Origin of the sequence: Saccharopolyspora taberi (assembly GCF_039534165.1) — a bacterium.
In the GTDB taxonomy this organism is placed as follows: Bacteria; Actinomycetota; Actinomycetes; order Mycobacteriales; family Pseudonocardiaceae; genus Saccharopolyspora_D; species Saccharopolyspora_D taberi.
This window is the reverse complement of record NZ_BAAAUX010000011.1, coordinates 115,138-132,426: the sequence shown is the minus strand read 5'-3', so window position 1 is coordinate 132,426 and position 17,289 is coordinate 115,138. Positions and strand designations below refer to the sequence as shown.

The window sequence follows — 17,289 nt, the reverse complement described above, 5'->3', positions numbered from 1 at the left end:
CGCCGCCGAGGCGGCGGTGGCCGGCGCGGGCCGCGTCTCGGCCACCGCCGAGGAGCTGGTCGGCCGCGCGGGCGCGGTGTGCGACGACGCGTCGAAGACGGTCGCCGACGCCCGGCGCACCGCCACGACCGCCGACGAGCTGCTCGCCGCGTACGCTCCGGTGGCCCGGCGGGCGGCGCCGCTGGCCGAGCGGTTCGTCGACGAGCTCTCCGAGAAGGAGGTCGACGCCGCGATCCGGCTGGTCGACGAGCTGCCGGTGCTGACCGAGCACGTGCTCGAGGACGTGCTGCCGATCCTGCGCACCCTGGACCGGGTCGGCCCGGAGATCCACGAGCTGCTGGAGGTCACCCAGGACGTCCGGCGCGCGATCGTGGGCATCCCCGGGTTCCGGTTCTTCCGCCGCCGGGGCGAGGGACGGGTCGGTGATGACGAGCCCGGCCGGCACGCGGTGACCGGCAGGGACGGCTGACCGGGTCAGCGCTCCAGCTGCCTGCGCAGCTCCGCGTTCTCCGCTTCGAGCCGCTGCACCCGGTCGCGCAGCTCGGACACCGCGGCTTCGGGGTAGCGGCGCGGGATGTGCTTGGGGCAGTTCCAGTCGTGGCCCTCGACCGCCACGACCATGATCCGCTCGACCCGCCCGTCGGTGCGGTGCGCGCAGACCGCCCCGGTCAGCTCGGGGTCCTCGTCGAGCCCGACGAGCCGGGCGTGGCCGAGCAGCTTCAGCCGGGTCCGGTGGGCGTAGTCCATGAAGAACAGCGACACCCGCGAATCCGTGCGGAGGTTGCCGCTGGTGAGGTACTGGCGGTTGCCGCGCACCTCGGCGAAGGCGATCGTCAGCGGATCCAGCACGTGCACGAAGCCGGGCGGTCCGCCGCGGAACTGCACGTACGGCCAGCCGGTCTCGCCGACGCTACCGAGGTAGAAGCCGTCGCGCGCGGCGATGAACCCGGTCTCCCGCTCGCCGAGCGGGTCGCGGGTGCGCCCGACCTGCTCGCCCAGGTCGGGCCGGTGCGGTGGGCGGCTGCCCTGCTCCAGCTGCATCCGCCGCACCTGCTCGGTCAGCACGAGCCGGGCGAACCTGCTCATCGGACGACCCACCTCCCGGGGTCATCCTGCCCGCGACGGGCCGTCCGGCACAGCCGCCGGTGATCCATCCAACAGCGGCCCGGCCAGGGGTCAGCGCAGTTCGCGGACGAAGAGGCCAGGCAGCGGCTTGGGGTCGAACCAGGTCGACTTGGGCGGCATGACCAGCCCGGCGTCGGAGATCGCCATGATCCGCTCGACAGTCGGCGGGTGCGGGACGAACCGCAGGTCGGTGGGCTCGGCGCCCGGCTCGTCCTCCAGGAGGCCGTGCAGCGCGGGCACGAGCACGTCGTCGACCGCGGCGGACTCGTGCTCGCAGAACACGCGGACCCGGTACCAGCGGTCGCGGATGCTCACCGCCACCGAGCCGGGCGCGGTCTCCTCGCGGTCGAGCGGTTCGATCCGGGTAGCGACGGAGGCCAGCCTGCCGAGCACGTCGGTGGCGGATGTGCTTTCGCGGAGCCGGAAGCGGCGGTCGTGGCCGAGGACGCGCATCTCATCGCTCGGGAACAGCGCGGCGAGCGTGAACGCGCTGGGGTGGCCGGGACCGAGGTGCCGCCACCGGTCGGCGTGGCGCACGGCGGCCGACATCCGGTGGTGGCCGTCGGCGATGTAGCAGGTGCCGATGCCGGAGAGCTCGTGCGGCTCGCCGGAACCGGCCCGGATCCAGACGCTGTGCACGACGCCGTTGCCGGTCACCCGCAGGTCGGGTGGCGCCGCGGTGATCGCCGCCAGCCGGTCGCGCAGCCCGTCGTGTCCTCTGTGGACAAGCATCACCGGCAGCTGCTCGGTGCCGGTGGCCTCGGTCAGCTCGGTGAGCCGGTGGACGTGGTCGGGCCGGGTGGCCTCGTGGCGGAGGATGCGCCCGTGCCGGTAGTCGTCCACCGCGACCTCGACCACCAGCCCGGTCTGCCGGTGCTGCCCGGTTTCGAGCCGGTAGACCACGGTCGCGTTCCCGGGCAGCGGGACGTGGCCGTCCGGGCCGGTCCGGACCAGCGCGCGCGGCGCGCGGGCGGTGACTCCGTGGGATTCCGGCGGTGCGCCCCGCCGGAGGGGCAGGGCGCTCACGGGAACTCACCCGAGTTCGCGGTGGGCCGCACGTCGTCGAGGTTCACGCAGTGGCGCACCGAACCCGACTGGAACGCCGCGACCATGGCCACCACCTCGTCGGCCACCGCCTGCTGGGCCTGCTCGGTGGAGGCGCCGATGTGGTGGGTGCCGTAGACGTTGGGGTGCCGGGCCAGCCGGGACTCGATGCGCCCGGTGCCGCCCGCGGGCTCGTCGGCGTAGACGTCCAGGCCGGCGCGGACGTCCTTGTCCTCCATCGCCTCGATCAGCGCGTCCTCGTCGATGAGGTCGCCGCGCGCGGTGTTGAGGATGAGCGTGCCCGGCCGGACGTGCGCCAGCAGGTCGGCGTCGACCAGGTGCCGCGTCCCGTCGGTGGCGGGCAGGTGCAGCGACAGCACGTCGCAGGTGCGCGCGAGCGTGGGCAGGTCGTCGACGAAGCGGACGCCGATGGCGCGGGCGCGTTCCAGCACCTGGGCGGAGCGGTCGGGTTTGGCCACGGCGTACACGGTGGTCCCGAAGGCGGCCGCCCGCTCGGCGAAGGCGAGGCCGATCCGGCCGAGCCCGATCACGCCGACCCGGCGGCCGTGGATCCCGCGCGCCCGGGAGTGGCGCTTCTTGTCCCAGCGGCCGGCCCGCAGGTCGGCGACGTTGTCGTAGAGGCCGCGGTCCAGCGCCAGCATCAGCGCGCAGGCCAGCTCGGCGACCGCGATCGCGTTGCGTCCGGGCACGTTGCAGACGTAGATGCCGCGCGCCGAGGCCGCGTCGCGGTCGATGGTGTTGGTGCCCGATCCGGCCCGGATGACCAGGCGCAGCGCGTCCGCGCCCTCCAGCGCCTCGGCGGTGACCCGGGTGCTGCGCACCACCAGGGCGGTGCGTCCGGCGAGCAGGCCGGGCAGTTGTCCTGAGGTCGTGTCGGGCCGGTAGTCGCAGTCGTGACCGAGCTCGCCCAGCCGGTCCAGGTGCCCGGAGGGGAACGTGTCGGCGACCAGGATTCTCATGGGCAACCCCCGCACCGTTGTTGCTCAATGCGCACCACACTGCGCATGGCGCAATGGTGAAGGGGAATTCCGAGCGGCGTCAACACCTCGGACGGGCAAGGGGAAAACGTCCCGGATCTGATTCAGACGCGACGGGCGGGGTCAATCGCCCGGACGGGGATGGGGGCTGTTCTATCGGGGGTGGGGGGCGGGACTCGCGCGGGCCGGGGTCCGGGTCGGGTGGGAACCGTGGAGGCCGAGTGGGAACGCCGCTGCCGGGGTGCGGGTCGGGTTGGGAACCGCGCGGGCCGAGCAAGAACCGCCAGCGCGGGTGTGAGTCGGGCTGGGAACGGCCTGGTCCGGGACGCGGGCGGTCGGGAACAGCCGATCTGAGTGCGGCTCGGGACAACCCGATCTGAGTACAGCCCGATCTGAGTGCGGCTCAAGAACCGTCCGCCCGGCACGCGGGCCGGACGAGAACCGTCCGGCCCGGCGCGCATCCCGCGCGCGGTCGCCGGAAGCGTCAGCGGAAGCGCTGCCGCGCGAACCCGCGGCGGACCCGCACACCGCCCCAGAAGGCGAACCCGCTGACCACCACCCGCGGGCTCCCCGGGTTCCCGGAACCGCGCGCGCTCCGCCGGAAACCGCCCATGAACCCGGTGCCCCGGACCTCCAGCCCGACCTCGGGCGGCACCACGACCCGCATGCCGCCCATGATCGCGTAGCAGCGGATCAGCACCTCCTGGTGCTCGATGCGCGCCTCGCGCAGGTCGATCCGGCCGCCGCCCCAGAACGCGACCGCCGACAGCCGCCGCGGCACCTCCCACGCGCCGCGGCGGCTGAAACCGCCGAGGACGCCGAACAGCCGCGCGGTCGTCGTCCCGTCCCCGGTCGGCAGGTCCTGGGTGATCCGGTCCAGCTCGGCACCGGTGCGGGCGGTGTACACCGCCGCGATGCGCTCGTCGAACTCGTGCATGGTGAGGCGCCCCGCGTCGAACGCTTCCCGGAGTGCGGCGGCGTACCGCTCGCGATCGGCGTCGGAGGCCCGGAATTCGGTCACCATGGCGGGCAGCGTAAGGCGCCCCGGTCGCGCCGGGAAGGAAAACCCTTTGCTGGAGCGGGAATTGTGACGGCTGGACGCAGAACGGGGTGCGCCGCTGGTCACGATGTGAGCACTGTCGTCCATAGCGGACGGATGCGCGACAATTCCCCGGTGCGCACTGAAGACCTGATCGCCTCGGCCGACGCGCTCGAACGGCTCGCCGCGACGTCCACCGGTGGCGAGTGGCAGCTGCGCGGGCTGCTGGCGACCCGCCCGGAGGTAGTCGCCCACCACGGCGACGGCACGACCGAGCACGTCGCCGAGGCCCGGGCGGGCAGCGCGCGCTGGATCGCCGCCCTGTCGCCGGAACTGGCGCCGCTGCTGGCCGAATGGCTGCGCTCGGCGGCCCGGCGGGACGAGATCGACCCGGCCGCGCACGCGTTCGCGCGGGCGCTGCTGCGCCGCCTCCCGGACTGACGCCGCTCAGCCGCCGCGCGCGCTGAGCTCCTGCGCGGCGAGCGGTTCGTGCGGGTCGAGCTCGACCCCGCCGCTGCGCAGCACGTCGTCGATCAGCCGCCACACCCAGCCGGTCAGCAGGTCGGCCAGTTCCTCGCGGTCCATCCCGCCCGGGTGCTCCACCCACCGGCTGGTGCTCGACTCGACGAGCCCGACGACCCCGAACGCGCTCATCTCGGCCACCCGGGTGTCCATGCCGAACGCGCCGAGGTAGTGCTCGAACATCAGCGTGAGGTGCCCGGCGATCGCGGACTTGGTGTCGGTGAACGCGTCGCGCCCGCCCGAGCGCGAGGACACCGCGTACCGGGTCAGGTAGCGGAACAGGTTGTCGTGCTCGACCAGCCAGCCGATGTGCGCGCTGATCACGCCGCGGACCATCTGCACCGGCGTGCGCTGCGGGTCCAGCGCGGGCAGCAGTTCCGCGGTGATCAGCTCCACGGTCCGCTCGGAGATGGCGGCCTGCAGGTCGGGTGTGTCGGTGAAGTGCTTGTAGAGCCTGGTCCGCGCGACGCCGGCCTGTTCGGCGATCTGCTCGGTGGACACCTCCGGGCCGTGTTCGGCGATCGCGCGCAGCGCGGCGTCTACGAACTCCCGCCTGCGCCGCTCGTGCTGGCCCGCCCAGCGCGCGGCGCGGCCGTCGACCCGGTGGGGCGTGGATGAGGCCGTCATGCGGCCAGTCTAGCGCGCTAGGGGGTACAGCCTGTACCGTTCACCGTCAGGTAACGGGTACAAGACGTACCTGCTATACCGAAAGGCACAGGGAGGTGCGGACGATGACCGCTGCGGACGTGCACGACGCCGGGCCGGAGGTTTCCCGGCGGCTGCTGGAATCCTCGGCCACGCTGTCCTACGACCCGGCGAGCGAGATCGACTGGAACGCGCCGCTGCCCGACGGCGCCTACGGGCTGAACCCGGAGTGGAGCACCCTCTACGGAACTCCGCTGTGGGACGAGATGAGCGAGCGGCAGCGGGTCGCGCTGACCCGGCACGAGGTGTGCTCGATCATGAGCACCGGCATCTGGTTCGAGATGATCCTGCAGCAGATGATCCTGCGCGACCAGTACGTCAAGGACCCGGCGAACCCGGAGTTCCAGTTCGCGCTCACCGAGATCGCCGACGAGTGCAGGCACTCGATCATGTTCGCCCGCACCTGCGAGAAGCTCGGGGTGCCCGCCTACTTCCCGCGCCGCCACGTCGTCGAGCTCGCGCGCCTGTTCAAGTCCACCGCCTCGGCCGAGGTCGCCTACGGCGGCACGCTGGTCGCCGAGGAGGTGCTGGACGTGATGCAGCGCGACTGGATGCGCGGCGAGAACGTCCTCGACATCGTGCGCACCAGCTCGAAGATCCACGTGGTCGAGGAGTCGCGGCACATGAAGTTCGCCCGGCACGAGATCCGCGAGCACATGGCCGGGGTGAGCCCGACCCGCCGCTACACCAGCGGTGCGCTGATCGCCGTCGTCGCGTACTTCATCGTCAACAGCCTGGTCAACGAGGGCGTGTACCACGCGGTCGGGCTCGACACCCGCCGGGCGGTGGCGGAGGTGGCGGCCAACGAGCACCGCAAGTCGATGATGCGCAACGCCTGCGCGGGCCTGATGGAGTTCCTGGGCGAAAGCGGCCTGCTGCCCCGTCCGGCCGTCGCGCTCTACCAGCGCGTGCACATGATCTGAGCGGGACCGAGATGGCCTTCGCGATCACCCAGACCTGCTGCAACGACGCGTCCTGCGTGTCGGTGTGCCCGGTCAACTGCATCCACCCGACGCCGGACGAGCCGGAGTTCGGGTCCACCGACATGCTCTACATCGACCCGAGGACGTGCATCGACTGCGGTGCCTGCGCGGACGCCTGCCCGGTGGACGCGGTGCGGCCGGTGGACCGGCTGCGCGGCAGCGACTTGGGCTATGCCGAGATGAACCGGCAGTACTTCGACGGGGAGCCCGCCGACAACAGCTGGGGACCGCCGAGGTTCCCGCGTTCGCTGCCCTCGGGGCTGACCGCGCCGCGGGTGGCTGTCGTGGGCACCGGGCCTGCCGCCGGGTACACCGTGCAGACCCTGCTCCGGTCGACCGACGCGGAGATCACGCTGATCGACCGGGTTCCGGTGCCGGGCGGTCTGGTCCGGTTCGGGGTCGCGCCGGACCACCCGTCGACCAAGCGGATCGGCGAGACCTTCGCCGCCGGTTACCGGCATCCGAGGGTGCGCATGCACCTCAACGTCGAGGTGGGCCGCGACGTCAGCCACGACGAGGTGGCAGCGCACCACCACGCCGTGGTCTACGCCGTCGGCGCGAGCGGCAGCCGGGCGCTGGGCGTTCCGGGGGAGGAGCTGCCGGGCAGCATCCCGGCGACGGAGTTCGTCGGGTGGTGCAACGCGTTGCCCGGTGTGGCGCCCGGCGCGGTGGACCTGTCGTCGGAACGCGCGGTGGTCGTGGGCAACGGCAACGTCGCCCTCGACGTGGCCCGCATCCTGCTGTCCGATCCGGACGCGCTGTCGCGGACCGACATCGCCGACCACGCGCTCGCGGCCTTGCGCACGAGCTCGGTCCGGGAGGTCGTGCTGCTGGGCCGCCGGGGTGCGGGGAACGTGGCCTGCACCCGGTCGGAACTGCATGCGCTGCAACAGGTTCCGGGTATCGAGGTGGTCGTCGACGACGTCCCAGGGGCGGCCGGCGACATCGCGAACGCCGACCCGAACTCGGCCGCCGCTCTGCTGCGCGGACTGCCGGTCGAATCCGTGGACTGGGCCGCGCCGCCCGCGGTGGGGAAGCGGCTCGTGCTGCGGTTTTGCTCCGCGCCGGTCGAAGTGCTCGGCGACGAGCGGATGCGGGCCGTCCGGGTCGGCGACGGCGCTGGCGTGCGGGACATCCGCGCGGGGCTGCTGGTGCGGTCCATCGGGTGCTGGGGCACTCCGGTCGAGGGGCTGCCGTTCGACCCGGAGACCGGGGTGATCACCAATCGCGGTGGCCGGGTGGGCCCCGGCACCTACGTCGTCGGCTGGGCCAAGCGCGGCGCGCGGGGCGGGATCGGCGCCAACCGCGCCTGCGCGGCCGAAACCGTCGGGGCATTGCTCGACGACGTCGCGGAGCTGCCCGTTCCGCGCGGTGGGGCCAAGGAGTTCGCGCGGCTGGTCCGCAGGCGCCGTCCGGACGCCATCGGGCGGCAGGAGGCCGAGGCGATCGACCGGGCCGAGCGGCTGCTCGGAGAGCGGGCGGGCAGGCCGAGGGTGAAGTTCGCGACGGTGCCGGACCTGCTGCGGGCGGCCCGTTCCCGCCGATGACGTCTCGTGCCGGTGGCGCGTCCGGCACGAGTTCGGTGTCTGCGCCCGAGTTCCCATGTCCCGCTCGGGTGCAGACACTTCTACCTGGCAGAGGCTGTCTCCGGACTCGTTTTGCGTAGCGGTGCGGTGGCGGAACCTCAGGCGCCCGCTGGCTGCGGTAACTTTTTCCGACGTATGCCAATACGACGGAAAAAGCTGTCCTCGCCAGCGAACGCCTGAGAACCCGCGGCGGTGCCGGTTGCCTGGGTGGGCTAAGCGGCTGCGCCGCTTGAAGACGATGGGGCCTTCGTGTCTTTGACTGGCTAGTCCACCGGCGGGTTCACCGAGTTCGACGTCGACGACGCCGACCCCGACGAGGCGTTCTCGATCTGGCACCGCGCGTGCGCGCGGTCGCGGGAGATCGTCGACGCAGCCGAATCCCTCGACATCACCGGGAGTTATCGCGACCAGGTGTTCTCGCTGCGATACATCCTCGGGCACATGATCGAGGAGTACGCCCGCCACAACGGACACGCCGACCTGCTGCGGGAGCGCATCGACGGGAGCACGGGGGAGTGATCAGCGGACCCGCCCGCCTATCGTGCTCGGTGTGACGCAACGCGAGCTCGTCGTGCTGGGCACCTCCAGCCAGACGCCGACCCGGCGCCGCAACCACAACGGGTACCTGCTGCGCTGGGACGGGACCGGGCTGCTGTTCGACCCAGGCGAGGGGACCCAGCGCCAGATGCTGCTCGCGGGGGTCAGCGCCCACGACATCGACCGGATCTGCCTCACCCACTTCCACGGCGACCACTGCCTGGGTGTCCCGGGGGTCGTGCAGCGGCTGTCCAACGACCGCGTGCCGCACCCGGTGCGCGCACACTTCCCGGCCTCCGGCGGGGAGTTCTTCGCCCGCCTGCGGCACGCCACGGCGTTCGACGAGACCGCGCAGCTGGTCGAGGAACCGGTGGAAGGCCCTGGCGTGATCGCCACCGGCCCGTTCGGCGTGCTGGAGACCAGACGGCTCGACCACCGGATCGACGCCTTCGGCTACCGCCTGGTCGAACCGGACGGGCGGCGGATGCTGCCGGACCGCCTGGCCGAGTTCGGCATCGCGGGACCGGACGTGGGCTGCCTGCAACGCGAAGGGTCGGTGCGACGGGGAGACCGCACGACCACGCTGGAGGAAGTCAGCGAACCCCGCCGAGGCCAGCGCTTCGCCTTCATAATGGACACCCGCCTGTGCGACGGAGTCTGGGAACTCGCGGAAGGCGCGGACATGCTGGTGATCGAGTCGACCTTCCTGGACCGCGACGCGGACCTGGCCGAGCGCTACGGACACCTCACGGCGGCACAGGCGGGTGCGGTGGCCGCCGGGAGCGGAGTGCGCAGGCTGGTGCTGACGCACTTCTCGCAGCGGTACGCAGACCCCGCGCTGTTCCGGGAAGAAGCCGAGCGCAACTTCGGCGGAGACGTCGTGGTGGCCGAGGACCTGGAGCGGATCCCGGTTCCCAGAAGGGATTCCTGACCAACCACTGTGGACAAGACGGGACCCCAAAGGCGAAACGCGCCCAGCAGGGAACCCACCACCTACAAGGGCGGGGTTTGGTTCTCATCCCGTCGACCTGGCGCCAGCCCGATCAGGCCGTGTCAAGGGGGCACATAAAGCAAAACCGCAGCGCCCGAGCATGACGGCCCCCTTGACGCGGTCTGATAGCCCTCCGTGGAGGTCGACGGGATGAGAACCACCCCAACCGAACCGCAGCGCACAGCGGAGACTCATCCCGGAGACCTGCCGGGGGTCTGGGGGCGGCGAGCGCCCCAGAACCACGAGCCCAAAAGAACCCGAACCAACAAAGCCGCTCCCCGACAAAAATCCCCCGAACCCCGCAAACTCACGGCTCCCCAGAAACCTCGCTCACGACCAACCCATCCTCGCCCCCGGCAACCCCGACGAGCAGAACGGCATCGGCCTGCCCGACCTCGGAACACCGCACGAAGTGCCCGTCGACCACCAGCGGCGACCGGTTGAGGTGCACCGGCACGTCCGCCCCGACGGCCTCCGGCCGCGCGGTGTAGGCGAGCACCGACGAGAGCGCGCCGTGCCCTTCGAGCCGCACCGGCGCGTGCACCCAGCTCAGCCGGTACCGCTCGCCCCTGCCCTCGCACTCGTCCAGCACCGCCCGCTGGTCCGGTGTGGTCAGCCACACCGCGTGGTGCTCGACCACGCCGGGCAGTCCCGCCAGGACCGCCGGACGCTGTCCGTCCCGGGCGCGCACCCCGGCCGACCACACTGCGCTCACGCCGTGGCACTCCGCGCCGATGACGACCACCGGGCCGCGCAGCCCGAGCCGGTCGCGCAGCCAGGAGATCTTCGACGGGTTCGCGTTGGAGCCGTAGGCCAGCACCGGAAGCCGTCCGGCCAGCGGCGCGGCGCCGTGCGCCGAAAGGAACTCGTCGAGCCCGGTGCCGTCGGGCAGCGTCCGCCCGTTCACGAGGTGGTGACCTGATTTCCCGATGTGCACGAACGAACCGTCGGGACGGGAGCCGGGATACGGATCGGCGGGGAAGTCCTCGTCGCTGAAGTCGACCATCGGGCCTTCCTACCGGACGCGCGCACCGGCGCGGGTGTCGGGATCGTCACCTCCGGCACCCCACCGGCGCCTGCGCCGGGTAGAACTGCTGAAGCGCCGATGCACCACCGGGAGGACCAGAGTTGACCGACACCCCCGAGGCCGTCTCCAGCTACTTCGAGCGGATCGGCGTGAACCGCTTCCGCCCGACCGCGCACACCGGCGGGGCTTGGCGCGACGACGAGCAGCACGTCAGCCCGCTGGGCGGCCTGCTCGTCCACGAGATCGAGCGGGTGCGGGCGAGCCAGGGACGCCCCGACCTGCTGATCAGCCGGATCAGCTTCGACATCCTGGGCCGCATCGCGCTCGAGGAGTTCGAGATCCACGTGGAGACGCCCCGGCCGGGCCGCACCATCGAACTGGTGGAGGCCACCGCGGTCATCGGCGGGCGCCCGGTGGTCCGGGCCCGGGTGTGGCTCCTCTCGGTGCAGGACACCAGCTCCGTCGCCGGCGGTGAGGCCGATCCGCTGGTGTTCCCCGAGGAGGAGCTGGCGACCGGGTCGATGACCTCTCGGTGGGGCGGCGGCTACATCGCGTCGCTGGAGTTCCGGCCGGTCGGTGAGCCGCTGCCCGGGCGGGCCACGGCGTGGGTGTCGACCCGGCTGCCGCTGGTGGCCGGTGAGGAGATCAGCCCGCTGGCCGCCTACGTCGGGCTCGTCGACACCGCCAACGGCATCGCCGTGCGGCAGGAGCCCGACAAGTGGATGTTCCCCAACGTCGACCTGTCGATCCACCTCCACCGCCAGCCGCGCGGCGGGTGGACCGGGCTCGACACCAGCGTCGTGTTCGGCGCGTCCGGCCAGGGCGTCACCAGCACCGTGCTCCACGACCTGGACGGGCCGGTCGGGCACGCGCAGCAGATCCTCACGGTTCGTCAGCTGGAGCAGTAGCCGCCGACGTTTCCGCGGTGCGGCGCGGGTGAAACCCGTAGTCATGGGTTCGAGGGCGCACGAGGTCCGGATCGGCACGTCCGGGTGGGTCTACGGGCCGTGGCACGGCGCGTTCTACCCGCGGGACCTGCGCCGGGGCGCGGAACTGGAGTACCTGGCCGGGAAACTGCGCACCGCCGAGGTCAACGCGTCCTTCTACTCGCTCCAGCGCCCCGGCACCTACCGGGACTGGGCGAGCCAGACGCCGGAGGGCTTCCTGTTCGCGGTCAAGGGAAGCCGGTTCATCACGCACATGAAGAAGCTGCGCGGCGCCGAGACCGCGCTGGCCAACTTCTTCGCCTCCGGAGTGCTCGCGCTGGGCGCCAAGCTCGGCCCGTTCCTGTGGCAGCTCCCGCCCTCGCTGGGGTTCGACGCCGACCGGCTCGCGGACTTCTTCCGCCTCCTGCCGCGCAGCACCGCGGCCGCGGCCGAACTGGCCCGCCGGCACGACGAGCGGCTGGACGGCCGCGCGCTGGTCGAGACCGACCAGGATCGCCCGCTGCGGCACGCGCTGGAGGTCCGGCATCCCGGCTTCGCGACCGCCGAAGCGGTGGAACTGCTGCGGGACAACGACATCGGGCTCGTGGTGGCGGACACGGCCGGGACCTGGCCGTACCTGGAGGATGTCACCAGCGACTTCGTCTACATCAGACTGCACGGCGCGGAAGAGCTCTACGCCAGCGGCTACACCGCCGAGGCGCTGGACAGGTGGGCGGAGCTGATCCGCGCGTGGCGCTCCGGGAAGAGCCCCGTCACCGAGCACACCGTGGCGACCCCGATGCGCTCGCGCGGCGGGCGGGATGTCTACGCCTACTTCGACAACGACATCAAGGCGCACGCGCCGCACGACGCGATGGCACTCGCTGCGCGCCTGTCTTGATGCCATCGTGTGCCATTGATGCTTGCGATGGTGCCATCACGGTGCCATGATGGTGCCATGGACCTCACGACGTACGTCGAGAACCTCCGGCACGAGCTCGCGGTCGCCGCGGAGGCGGGCGGGGAGGAGGCGCGGGCGCTGGCCGAGCGGCTCACCGCTCCGCTGGACTCGGCCACCAGGCTGACCCTGCTGGACGCGCTGACGGCCGCCGCCGACGAGATCACCCGCGACCTCGCGCCCGGCTCGGTCGAGCTGCGGCTCCGCGGCCGGGAACCCGAGTTCGTCGTGACCCCGCCGCAGTCCGAGGAACCCGAGCCCGAGCCCGAACCGCAGGCCGCCCAGGCGCAGCCGGAGGCCGAGGACGGCGCGATGTCGCGGATCAACGTCCGCCTGCCCGAGAACCTCAAGGCCCGCATCGAGGAGGCCGCGGGCCGGGACCGGCTGTCGGTCAACGCCTGGCTCGTCCGCGCCGCCGCCGCCGCGCTCGAACCCGAGCCCCGCGCGGCCCGGCCAGGCAGGCGCGGGCAGCGCTTCACCGGCTGGGTGCGCTGACCGCACCAGTTCGCACCACACGTCCCTGACCAGCAGGGACGCTCACCACACACATCACGAGGGGACCGCTATGCCCATTTTCGACACACCAGAACCGATCTCGGCCACGATCGACGTCGTCGCCGGTCAGGTCCGGATCATCGCCGGCGACCGCGCCGACACCGCCGTGGACGTCCGCCCGAGCGATCCCGGCTCCGCCGCCGACGTGCGGGCGGCCGAGCGGATCCGCGTCGAGTACACCGACCGGCTGGTGGTCAAGGCGACCAGGCAGTGGCGCGACCACACCTTCCGCTCCGACGTCGCCTCGGTCGAGGTCACGATCGAGCTCCCCGCCGGTTCGCGGGTGCAGGGCGATCTGGCGCTGGGCGAGTTCCGCTGCGAGGGAAGGCTCGGCGACTGCCGGTTCAAGACCGCCGTCGGCGACATCCGGGTGGAGGACGCGGGGGAGCTGCGCCTGAAGACCTCCAGCGGGAAGATCACCGTCGACCGCGCCGAGGGCCACGCCGAGATCGTCACGGGCTCCGGCGACGTCCGGATCCACGAGCTGGGCTCCACCGCGGTGGTCAAGAACTCCAACGGCGACACCAGGCTCGGCGAGGTCGCCGGTGACCTGCGGATGAGGACGGCGAACGGGAACATCTCGGTCGACCGCGCGCACGCCTCCGTGGGAGCCAGGACGGCCAACGGCGACATCCGGATCGGCGAGGTGGCCCGCGGCTCGGTCGAGCTCGACGCCACCACCGGGGAGCTGGAGATCGGGATCCGCCAGGGCACCGCGGCCTGGCTCGACGTCAACTCCGGGACCGGCAGGGTGGAAACCCACCTCGACGAGGCCGAAGGACCGGAGGGCGCGGCCGACACCGTTCGGGTGCGGGCCCGCTCGGTCACCGGCGACATCATCGTCCACCGCTCCTGAAACCGACCTGAAGAGGGGGAACCACCATGACCGTCGCCGACCGCTGGCAGATCAACCCGCAGCACTTCTGGATGCGGGGTGAACAGCCGGAACACCCGGTGAGCTTCGACCGGGAGAAGGGGTTCTGGAACGTCTACGGCTATCCCGAGGCGCTTGAGATCCTGAGCAACCCCAAGGTGTTCTCGTCCGACACCTCGCGGCTGTCCGAGGTGCGGGTCGATCCGGAGCTGACCGAGGGCAACCTGGTGCAGATGGACGATCCCGGCCACGGCAGGCTGCGCAGGCTGGTCAGCCACGCCTTCACCCCGAAGATCGTCAACGACCTGGCGCCGCGGATCGCGGAGCTGACCCACGAGCTGCTGGACGAGCACGCCGGCCGCGATCGGATCGAACTGGTGTCCGATCTGGCCTACCCGCTGCCGGTGATCGTGATCGCCGAGCTGCTGGGCGTGCCCAGCAGCGACCGCCACCTGTTCAAGGAGTGGGCGGAGGTGCTGTTCGACCCGGACAACGAGATCACGATGAACATGCCCGCCGAGGAGCAGCGGCGCAGGATGCAGGAGTTCGTGGCCAAGCGCCAGAGCATCCGCGACTACTTCCTCGGGCACGCGGCCGAGCGCCGGACCCGGCCGCGCGAGGACCTGCTGACCCAGCTCGTGCGGGCCGAGGTCGATGGGGAGCGGCTGACCGACGACCAGGTGGTGAACTTCGCGAACCTGCTGCTTCTCGCCGGGCACATCACCACCACGCTGCTGCTGGGCAACACGGTGCTGTGCCTGGACGCGCACCCGGACCAGGCGGAGCGGGTGCGGGCGGACCGCTCGCTGGTGCCGACCGCGATCGAGGAGTCCGTGCGGTTCCTCAGCCCGTTCGCACTCGTGGCCAGGGCCACCAACACCGACGTCGAGATCGCCGGGACGCCGGTGCCCCGCGACCAGCTGCTGCTGGTGTGGGTCGCCGCGGCCAACCGGGACCCGCGCCAGTTCGCCGACCCGCACGCCTTCGACATCGGGCGCGCCCCCGGCTCGCACCTGGGCTTCGGCCGCGGCGTGCACTTCTGCCTCGGCGCGCCGCTGGCGCGGCTGGAGGGCCGGATCGTGCTGGACATCCTGCTCGACCGCTTCCCGAAGCTGCGCACCGACCCGGACAACCCGCCGGTGTTCCGGACCAATTTCGAGATGAACGGCGTGCGCGAGCTGCCGTTGGTGGCCCGAAGCGGTCCTGCCGCTTCGGCGTCCCATGAAAGCGAAACGGGACCTGCCTCACCCAACTGAGCACAGCGCCGGTGCGAGGTCGGTTCCTGGGGGGATCGACCTCGCACCGGCGGCTGTTCGAACTCGCCCCGGCAGAACCCTCAGAGCCGGACCGGGTAGGCCGGTTCCGGGATGCGCGGGCGGATGCGGCCCTCGATGAAGATGCCGTGCCAGATCATGAACACCAGCAGCGCCCAGAGCTGGCGGCTGCGGTCGTGCTGGCCCCCGCGGTGCTCCTCCAGCAGCGCGAACACCGCGTTGCGGTCGAGCAGGCCGTCGGTGCGGGAGTCGGCGATGATGCCGCGCGCCCAGTCGTACATCTCGTTGCGCAGCCAGTGCCGGATCGGCACCGGGAAGCCGAGCTTGCGCCGTTCGAGCACGTGCTCCGGGATGATCTTGGCCAGGGCCCGGCGCAGCGCGTACTTGGTGGTCCCGCCCGCGAGCTTCTGGTCCAGCGGGATGCTCGAGGCGATCCGGAAGACCTCCGGGTCCAGGAACGGCACCCGCAGCTCCAGCGAGTTGGCCATGGTCACCTTGTCGGCCTTGGTGAGGATGTCGCCGCGCAGCCAGGTGTGCAGGTCGATGTGCTGCATGCGGGCGACCGGGTCCCAGCCGCGGGAGATCTCGTACCAGGGCGCGGTGACGTCCTTGAAGCCGATGTTCTCGTCGTAGTTGCACAGCACCGCGCGCAGCTGCTCGTCGCGGAAGTTGCGGGCGTTGCCGTAGTAGCGGTCCTCCAGCGACAGCGAACCGCGGCGCAGCAGGTCCTTGCCCTTGGTGCCCTCGGGGATCTTCGCCGACACGTTGCCGAGGAACTTGCGCATCCCGCCGGGCATCTTCTCGAACGGCGCCAGCGAGATCGGCTCGTTGTAGATCGTGTAACCGCCGAACAGCTCGTCGGCGCCCTCGCCGGACAGCACCGCCTTGACGTGGCGGCGGGCCTCGCGGGCGATGAACCACAGCGGCACCAGCGCCGGGTCGGCCACCGGGTCGTCCAGGTACCAGACGATCAGCGGCAGCGCCTCCATCATCTCCTGCGGGGACACGGTGCGGACCACGTGCCGCACGCCGATCGCGGCGGCCGACTCGGCGGCGACGTCCACCTCGGAGTAGCCCTCGCGCTCGAACCCGGTGGTGAACGCGATCAGGTTCGGGTTGTGCTGCTTGGCCAGCGTCGCGGTCGCGGTGGAGTCGATGCCGCCGGACAGGAACGCGCCGACCGTCACGTTCGGGTCGGAGATCATGTGCTTGGCCACCGAGTCGCGCATGACGTCGGCGATGCGGTCGTAGAGAGCTTCCTCGTCGGCCTTGGTCTTGGTCGGCACGGAGTTGAACCGCGGGTGGAAGTAGCGGTGGAACTCCACCCGGCCGCCCGGCATCATCCGGAACGAGGTGCCGGACTCGACCCGGCGGATGCCGCGGTGCAGCGTCTCCGGCTCCGGCGCGTACTGGAGCACCAGGTAGTGCTGGAGCGCCCGGCGGTCCAGCTCCTGCCGGACCCCGAGGACGCGCGAGAGCTCCAGCAGGCTCTTCTTCTCGCTGGAGAACGCCACCCCGCCCGGCCCGGCCGAGTAGTACAGCGGCTTGATGCCGAACGGGTCGCGCGCGCCGAAGACGACCTTCTGCTGGGAGTCCCAGATCATGAAGGCGAACATCCCGCGCAGCCGGGTCACCGCGCTCGGGCCGAGGTAGTGGAAGGCGGCGACGATCGCCTCCCCGTCACCGTCGGTGCGGAACCGGGCGCCGAACCGCTGCGAGAGCTCGTGGCGCAGCTCGCGGTAGTTGTAGATCTCGCCGTTGAAGTTCAGCGTGTACCGGGTCGGCGCCTCCGGCGGCCCCCACACCAGCGGCTGGTGCGAGTGCTCCACGTCGATCAGCGCCAGCCGGTTGAAGCCGTAGACGACCTCGCCGTCCGCCCAGGTCCCGGTCTCGTCCGGGCCGCGGTGGCGCTGGCAGCGCAGCGCCGCGGCGACGGCACCCCGCGCGGCGACCGCGTGGTTCTCGGTGGCGCAGATCAGTCCAAGCAGGCCGCACACGTGTTCTCACACACCTCGGTTCTCGCGGGAGGTCGATGATCGCTCCAATGGATGATCGCCCCAGTATGCCGGGCGCGCTTTCGGCTGATTCCGCCCGGCCGCCGGTTAGCGCGGCGGTGCGCCGGGTAGCCCGCGACGGGCAGCTCGC

18 protein-coding genes and 1 pseudogene are annotated in these 17,289 nt (G+C 71.8%); 11 read left to right on the top strand and 8 right to left on the bottom strand.

The window, feature by feature from the left end:
- Positions 1–469, top strand: a pseudogene (locus tag ABD691_RS09780) (hypothetical protein); the annotation flags it as partial.
- A gap of 5 nt (positions 470–474) precedes the next feature.
- On the opposite strand, the gene ABD691_RS09775 reads toward ABD691_RS09780, so the two are convergent.
- The 4 genes from ABD691_RS09775 to ABD691_RS09760 all read right to left on the bottom strand — a co-directional run bounded on the left by ABD691_RS09775 (position 475) and on the right by ABD691_RS09760 (position 4,191).
- Positions 475–1,086, bottom strand: coding sequence for a pyridoxamine 5'-phosphate oxidase family protein (locus tag ABD691_RS09775; RefSeq protein WP_344679210.1), 612 nt, complete (start codon positions 1,084–1,086; stop codon positions 475–477).
- A 90-nt stretch (positions 1,087–1,176) separates the two neighbouring features.
- On the bottom strand, positions 1,177–2,151 hold the full coding sequence (locus ABD691_RS09770; RefSeq protein WP_344679209.1) for a DUF1015 family protein: 975 nt from the start codon (positions 2,149–2,151) through the stop codon (positions 1,177–1,179).
- Positions 2,148–3,149 carry an NAD(P)-dependent oxidoreductase gene (locus tag ABD691_RS09765; RefSeq protein WP_344679208.1) on the bottom strand — a complete coding sequence of 334 codons (1,002 nt, stop codon included), beginning with the start codon at positions 3,147–3,149 and terminating at the stop codon, positions 2,148–2,150. Before ABD691_RS09765 ends, ABD691_RS09770 begins: the two co-directional genes overlap by 4 nt.
- 502 nt (positions 3,150–3,651) lie before the next feature.
- A complete protein-coding gene (locus ABD691_RS09760) occupies positions 3,652–4,191 on the bottom strand; it encodes a DUF1707 SHOCT-like domain-containing protein (protein ID WP_344679207.1) in 540 nt (179 codons plus the stop codon).
- A gap of 150 nt (positions 4,192–4,341) precedes the next feature.
- On the opposite strand from ABD691_RS09760, the gene ABD691_RS09755 reads away from it, so the two are divergent.
- Positions 4,342–4,647 carry a hypothetical protein gene (locus tag ABD691_RS09755; protein WP_344679206.1) on the top strand — a complete coding sequence of 102 codons (306 nt, stop codon included), beginning with the start codon at positions 4,342–4,344 and terminating at the stop codon, positions 4,645–4,647.
- A 6-nt stretch (positions 4,648–4,653) separates the two neighbouring features.
- Here the strand turns inward: ABD691_RS09755 and ABD691_RS09750 are convergent, their stop codons facing one another.
- Entirely contained in the window at positions 4,654–5,355 is a 702-nt protein-coding gene (locus ABD691_RS09750; protein WP_344679205.1) for a TetR/AcrR family transcriptional regulator, read from the bottom strand.
- Between the two features lie 104 nt (positions 5,356–5,459).
- Between ABD691_RS09750 and ABD691_RS09745 the strand changes: the two genes are divergently transcribed.
- On the top strand, positions 5,460–6,356 hold the full coding sequence (locus tag ABD691_RS09745) for an AurF N-oxygenase family protein (protein WP_344679204.1): 897 nt from the start codon (positions 5,460–5,462) through the stop codon (positions 6,354–6,356).
- An 11-nt stretch (positions 6,357–6,367) separates the two neighbouring features.
- Positions 6,368–7,963, top strand: coding sequence for a 4Fe-4S binding protein (locus ABD691_RS09740; RefSeq protein ID WP_344679203.1), 1,596 nt, complete (start codon positions 6,368–6,370; stop codon positions 7,961–7,963).
- Positions 7,964–8,265: 302 nt separating this feature from the next.
- Here the strand turns inward: ABD691_RS09740 and ABD691_RS33700 are convergent, their stop codons facing one another.
- Positions 8,266–8,391, bottom strand: coding sequence for a hypothetical protein (locus tag ABD691_RS33700; protein ID WP_425565032.1), 126 nt, complete (start codon positions 8,389–8,391; stop codon positions 8,266–8,268).
- Here ABD691_RS33700 and ABD691_RS09735 point away from each other — a divergent pair.
- Both ABD691_RS09735 and ABD691_RS09730 read left to right on the top strand, forming a co-directional pair.
- On the top strand, positions 8,330–8,521 hold the full coding sequence (locus ABD691_RS09735; RefSeq protein WP_425565052.1) for a mycothiol transferase: 192 nt from the start codon (positions 8,330–8,332) through the stop codon (positions 8,519–8,521). The two genes, ABD691_RS33700 and ABD691_RS09735, sit on opposite strands and share 62 nt — an antisense overlap.
- 31 nt (positions 8,522–8,552) lie before the next feature.
- Positions 8,553–9,470 carry a ribonuclease Z gene (locus tag ABD691_RS09730; RefSeq protein WP_344679201.1) on the top strand — a complete coding sequence of 306 codons (918 nt, stop codon included), beginning with the start codon at positions 8,553–8,555 and terminating at the stop codon, positions 9,468–9,470.
- Positions 9,471–9,837: 367 nt separating this feature from the next.
- On the opposite strand, the gene ABD691_RS09725 is transcribed toward ABD691_RS09730, so the two are convergent.
- Positions 9,838–10,536, bottom strand: a complete 699-nt coding sequence (locus ABD691_RS09725; RefSeq protein WP_344679200.1) for a gamma-glutamylcyclotransferase — start codon at positions 10,534–10,536, stop codon at positions 9,838–9,840.
- Between the two features lie 122 nt (positions 10,537–10,658).
- Here ABD691_RS09725 and ABD691_RS09720 point away from each other — a divergent pair, with 122 nt between their 5' ends.
- The 5 genes from ABD691_RS09720 to ABD691_RS09700 all read left to right on the top strand — a co-directional run bounded on the left by ABD691_RS09720 (position 10,659) and on the right by ABD691_RS09700 (position 15,126).
- Positions 10,659–11,465 (top strand): thioesterase family protein, encoded by an 807-nt coding sequence (locus ABD691_RS09720; RefSeq protein WP_344679199.1) that lies wholly within the window; start codon positions 10,659–10,661, stop codon positions 11,463–11,465.
- Positions 11,466–11,508: 43 nt separating this feature from the next.
- On the top strand, positions 11,509–12,384 hold the full coding sequence (locus tag ABD691_RS09715; RefSeq protein ID WP_344679770.1) for a DUF72 domain-containing protein: 876 nt from the start codon (positions 11,509–11,511) through the stop codon (positions 12,382–12,384).
- 57 nt (positions 12,385–12,441) lie between these two features.
- Positions 12,442–12,936, top strand: coding sequence for a toxin-antitoxin system HicB family antitoxin (locus ABD691_RS09710; protein ID WP_344679198.1), 495 nt, complete (start codon positions 12,442–12,444; stop codon positions 12,934–12,936).
- Between the two features lie 70 nt (positions 12,937–13,006).
- On the top strand, positions 13,007–13,852 hold the full coding sequence (locus ABD691_RS09705) for a DUF4097 family beta strand repeat-containing protein (protein WP_344679197.1): 846 nt from the start codon (positions 13,007–13,009) through the stop codon (positions 13,850–13,852).
- A gap of 26 nt (positions 13,853–13,878) precedes the next feature.
- Positions 13,879–15,126 (top strand): cytochrome P450, encoded by a 1,248-nt coding sequence (locus ABD691_RS09700; protein ID WP_344679196.1) that lies wholly within the window; start codon positions 13,879–13,881, stop codon positions 15,124–15,126.
- 80 nt (positions 15,127–15,206) lie between these two features.
- Here ABD691_RS09700 and asnB read toward each other — a convergent pair whose 3' ends face one another.
- Positions 15,207–17,141 carry an asparagine synthase (glutamine-hydrolyzing) gene (gene asnB / locus ABD691_RS09695; protein ID WP_344679195.1) on the bottom strand — a complete coding sequence of 645 codons (1,935 nt, stop codon included), beginning with the start codon at positions 17,139–17,141 and terminating at the stop codon, positions 15,207–15,209.
- Between the last annotated feature and the right edge of the window lie 148 nt (positions 17,142–17,289).

Bases quoted from the DNA above. Each gene is read 5' to 3' on its own strand.
- ABD691_RS09710 (WP_344679198.1), top strand. From the start codon at position 12,442: ATGGACCTCACGACGTACGTCGAGAACCTCCGGCACGAGCTCGCGGTC.
- ABD691_RS09765 (WP_344679208.1), bottom strand. From the start codon at position 3,149: ATGAGAATCCTGGTCGCCGACACGTTCCCCTCCGGGCACCTGGACCGG.
- ABD691_RS09745 (WP_344679204.1), top strand. From the start codon at position 5,460: ATGACCGCTGCGGACGTGCACGACGCCGGGCCGGAGGTTTCCCGGCGG.
- ABD691_RS09725 (WP_344679200.1), bottom strand. From the start codon at position 10,536: ATGGTCGACTTCAGCGACGAGGACTTCCCCGCCGATCCGTATCCCGGC.
- ABD691_RS09705 (WP_344679197.1), top strand. From the start codon at position 13,007: ATGCCCATTTTCGACACACCAGAACCGATCTCGGCCACGATCGACGTC.
- ABD691_RS09700 (WP_344679196.1), top strand. From the start codon at position 13,879: ATGACCGTCGCCGACCGCTGGCAGATCAACCCGCAGCACTTCTGGATG.
- ABD691_RS09775 (WP_344679210.1), bottom strand. From the start codon at position 1,086: ATGAGCAGGTTCGCCCGGCTCGTGCTGACCGAGCAGGTGCGGCGGATG.
- ABD691_RS33700 (WP_425565032.1), bottom strand. From the start codon at position 8,391: ATGTCGAGGGATTCGGCTGCGTCGACGATCTCCCGCGACCGCGCGCAC.
- ABD691_RS09750 (WP_344679205.1), bottom strand. From the start codon at position 5,355: ATGACGGCCTCATCCACGCCCCACCGGGTCGACGGCCGCGCCGCGCGC.
- ABD691_RS09760 (WP_344679207.1), bottom strand. From the start codon at position 4,191: ATGGTGACCGAATTCCGGGCCTCCGACGCCGATCGCGAGCGGTACGCC.
- ABD691_RS09715 (WP_344679770.1), top strand. From the start codon at position 11,509: ATGGGTTCGAGGGCGCACGAGGTCCGGATCGGCACGTCCGGGTGGGTC.
- ABD691_RS09740 (WP_344679203.1), top strand. From the start codon at position 6,368: ATGGCCTTCGCGATCACCCAGACCTGCTGCAACGACGCGTCCTGCGTG.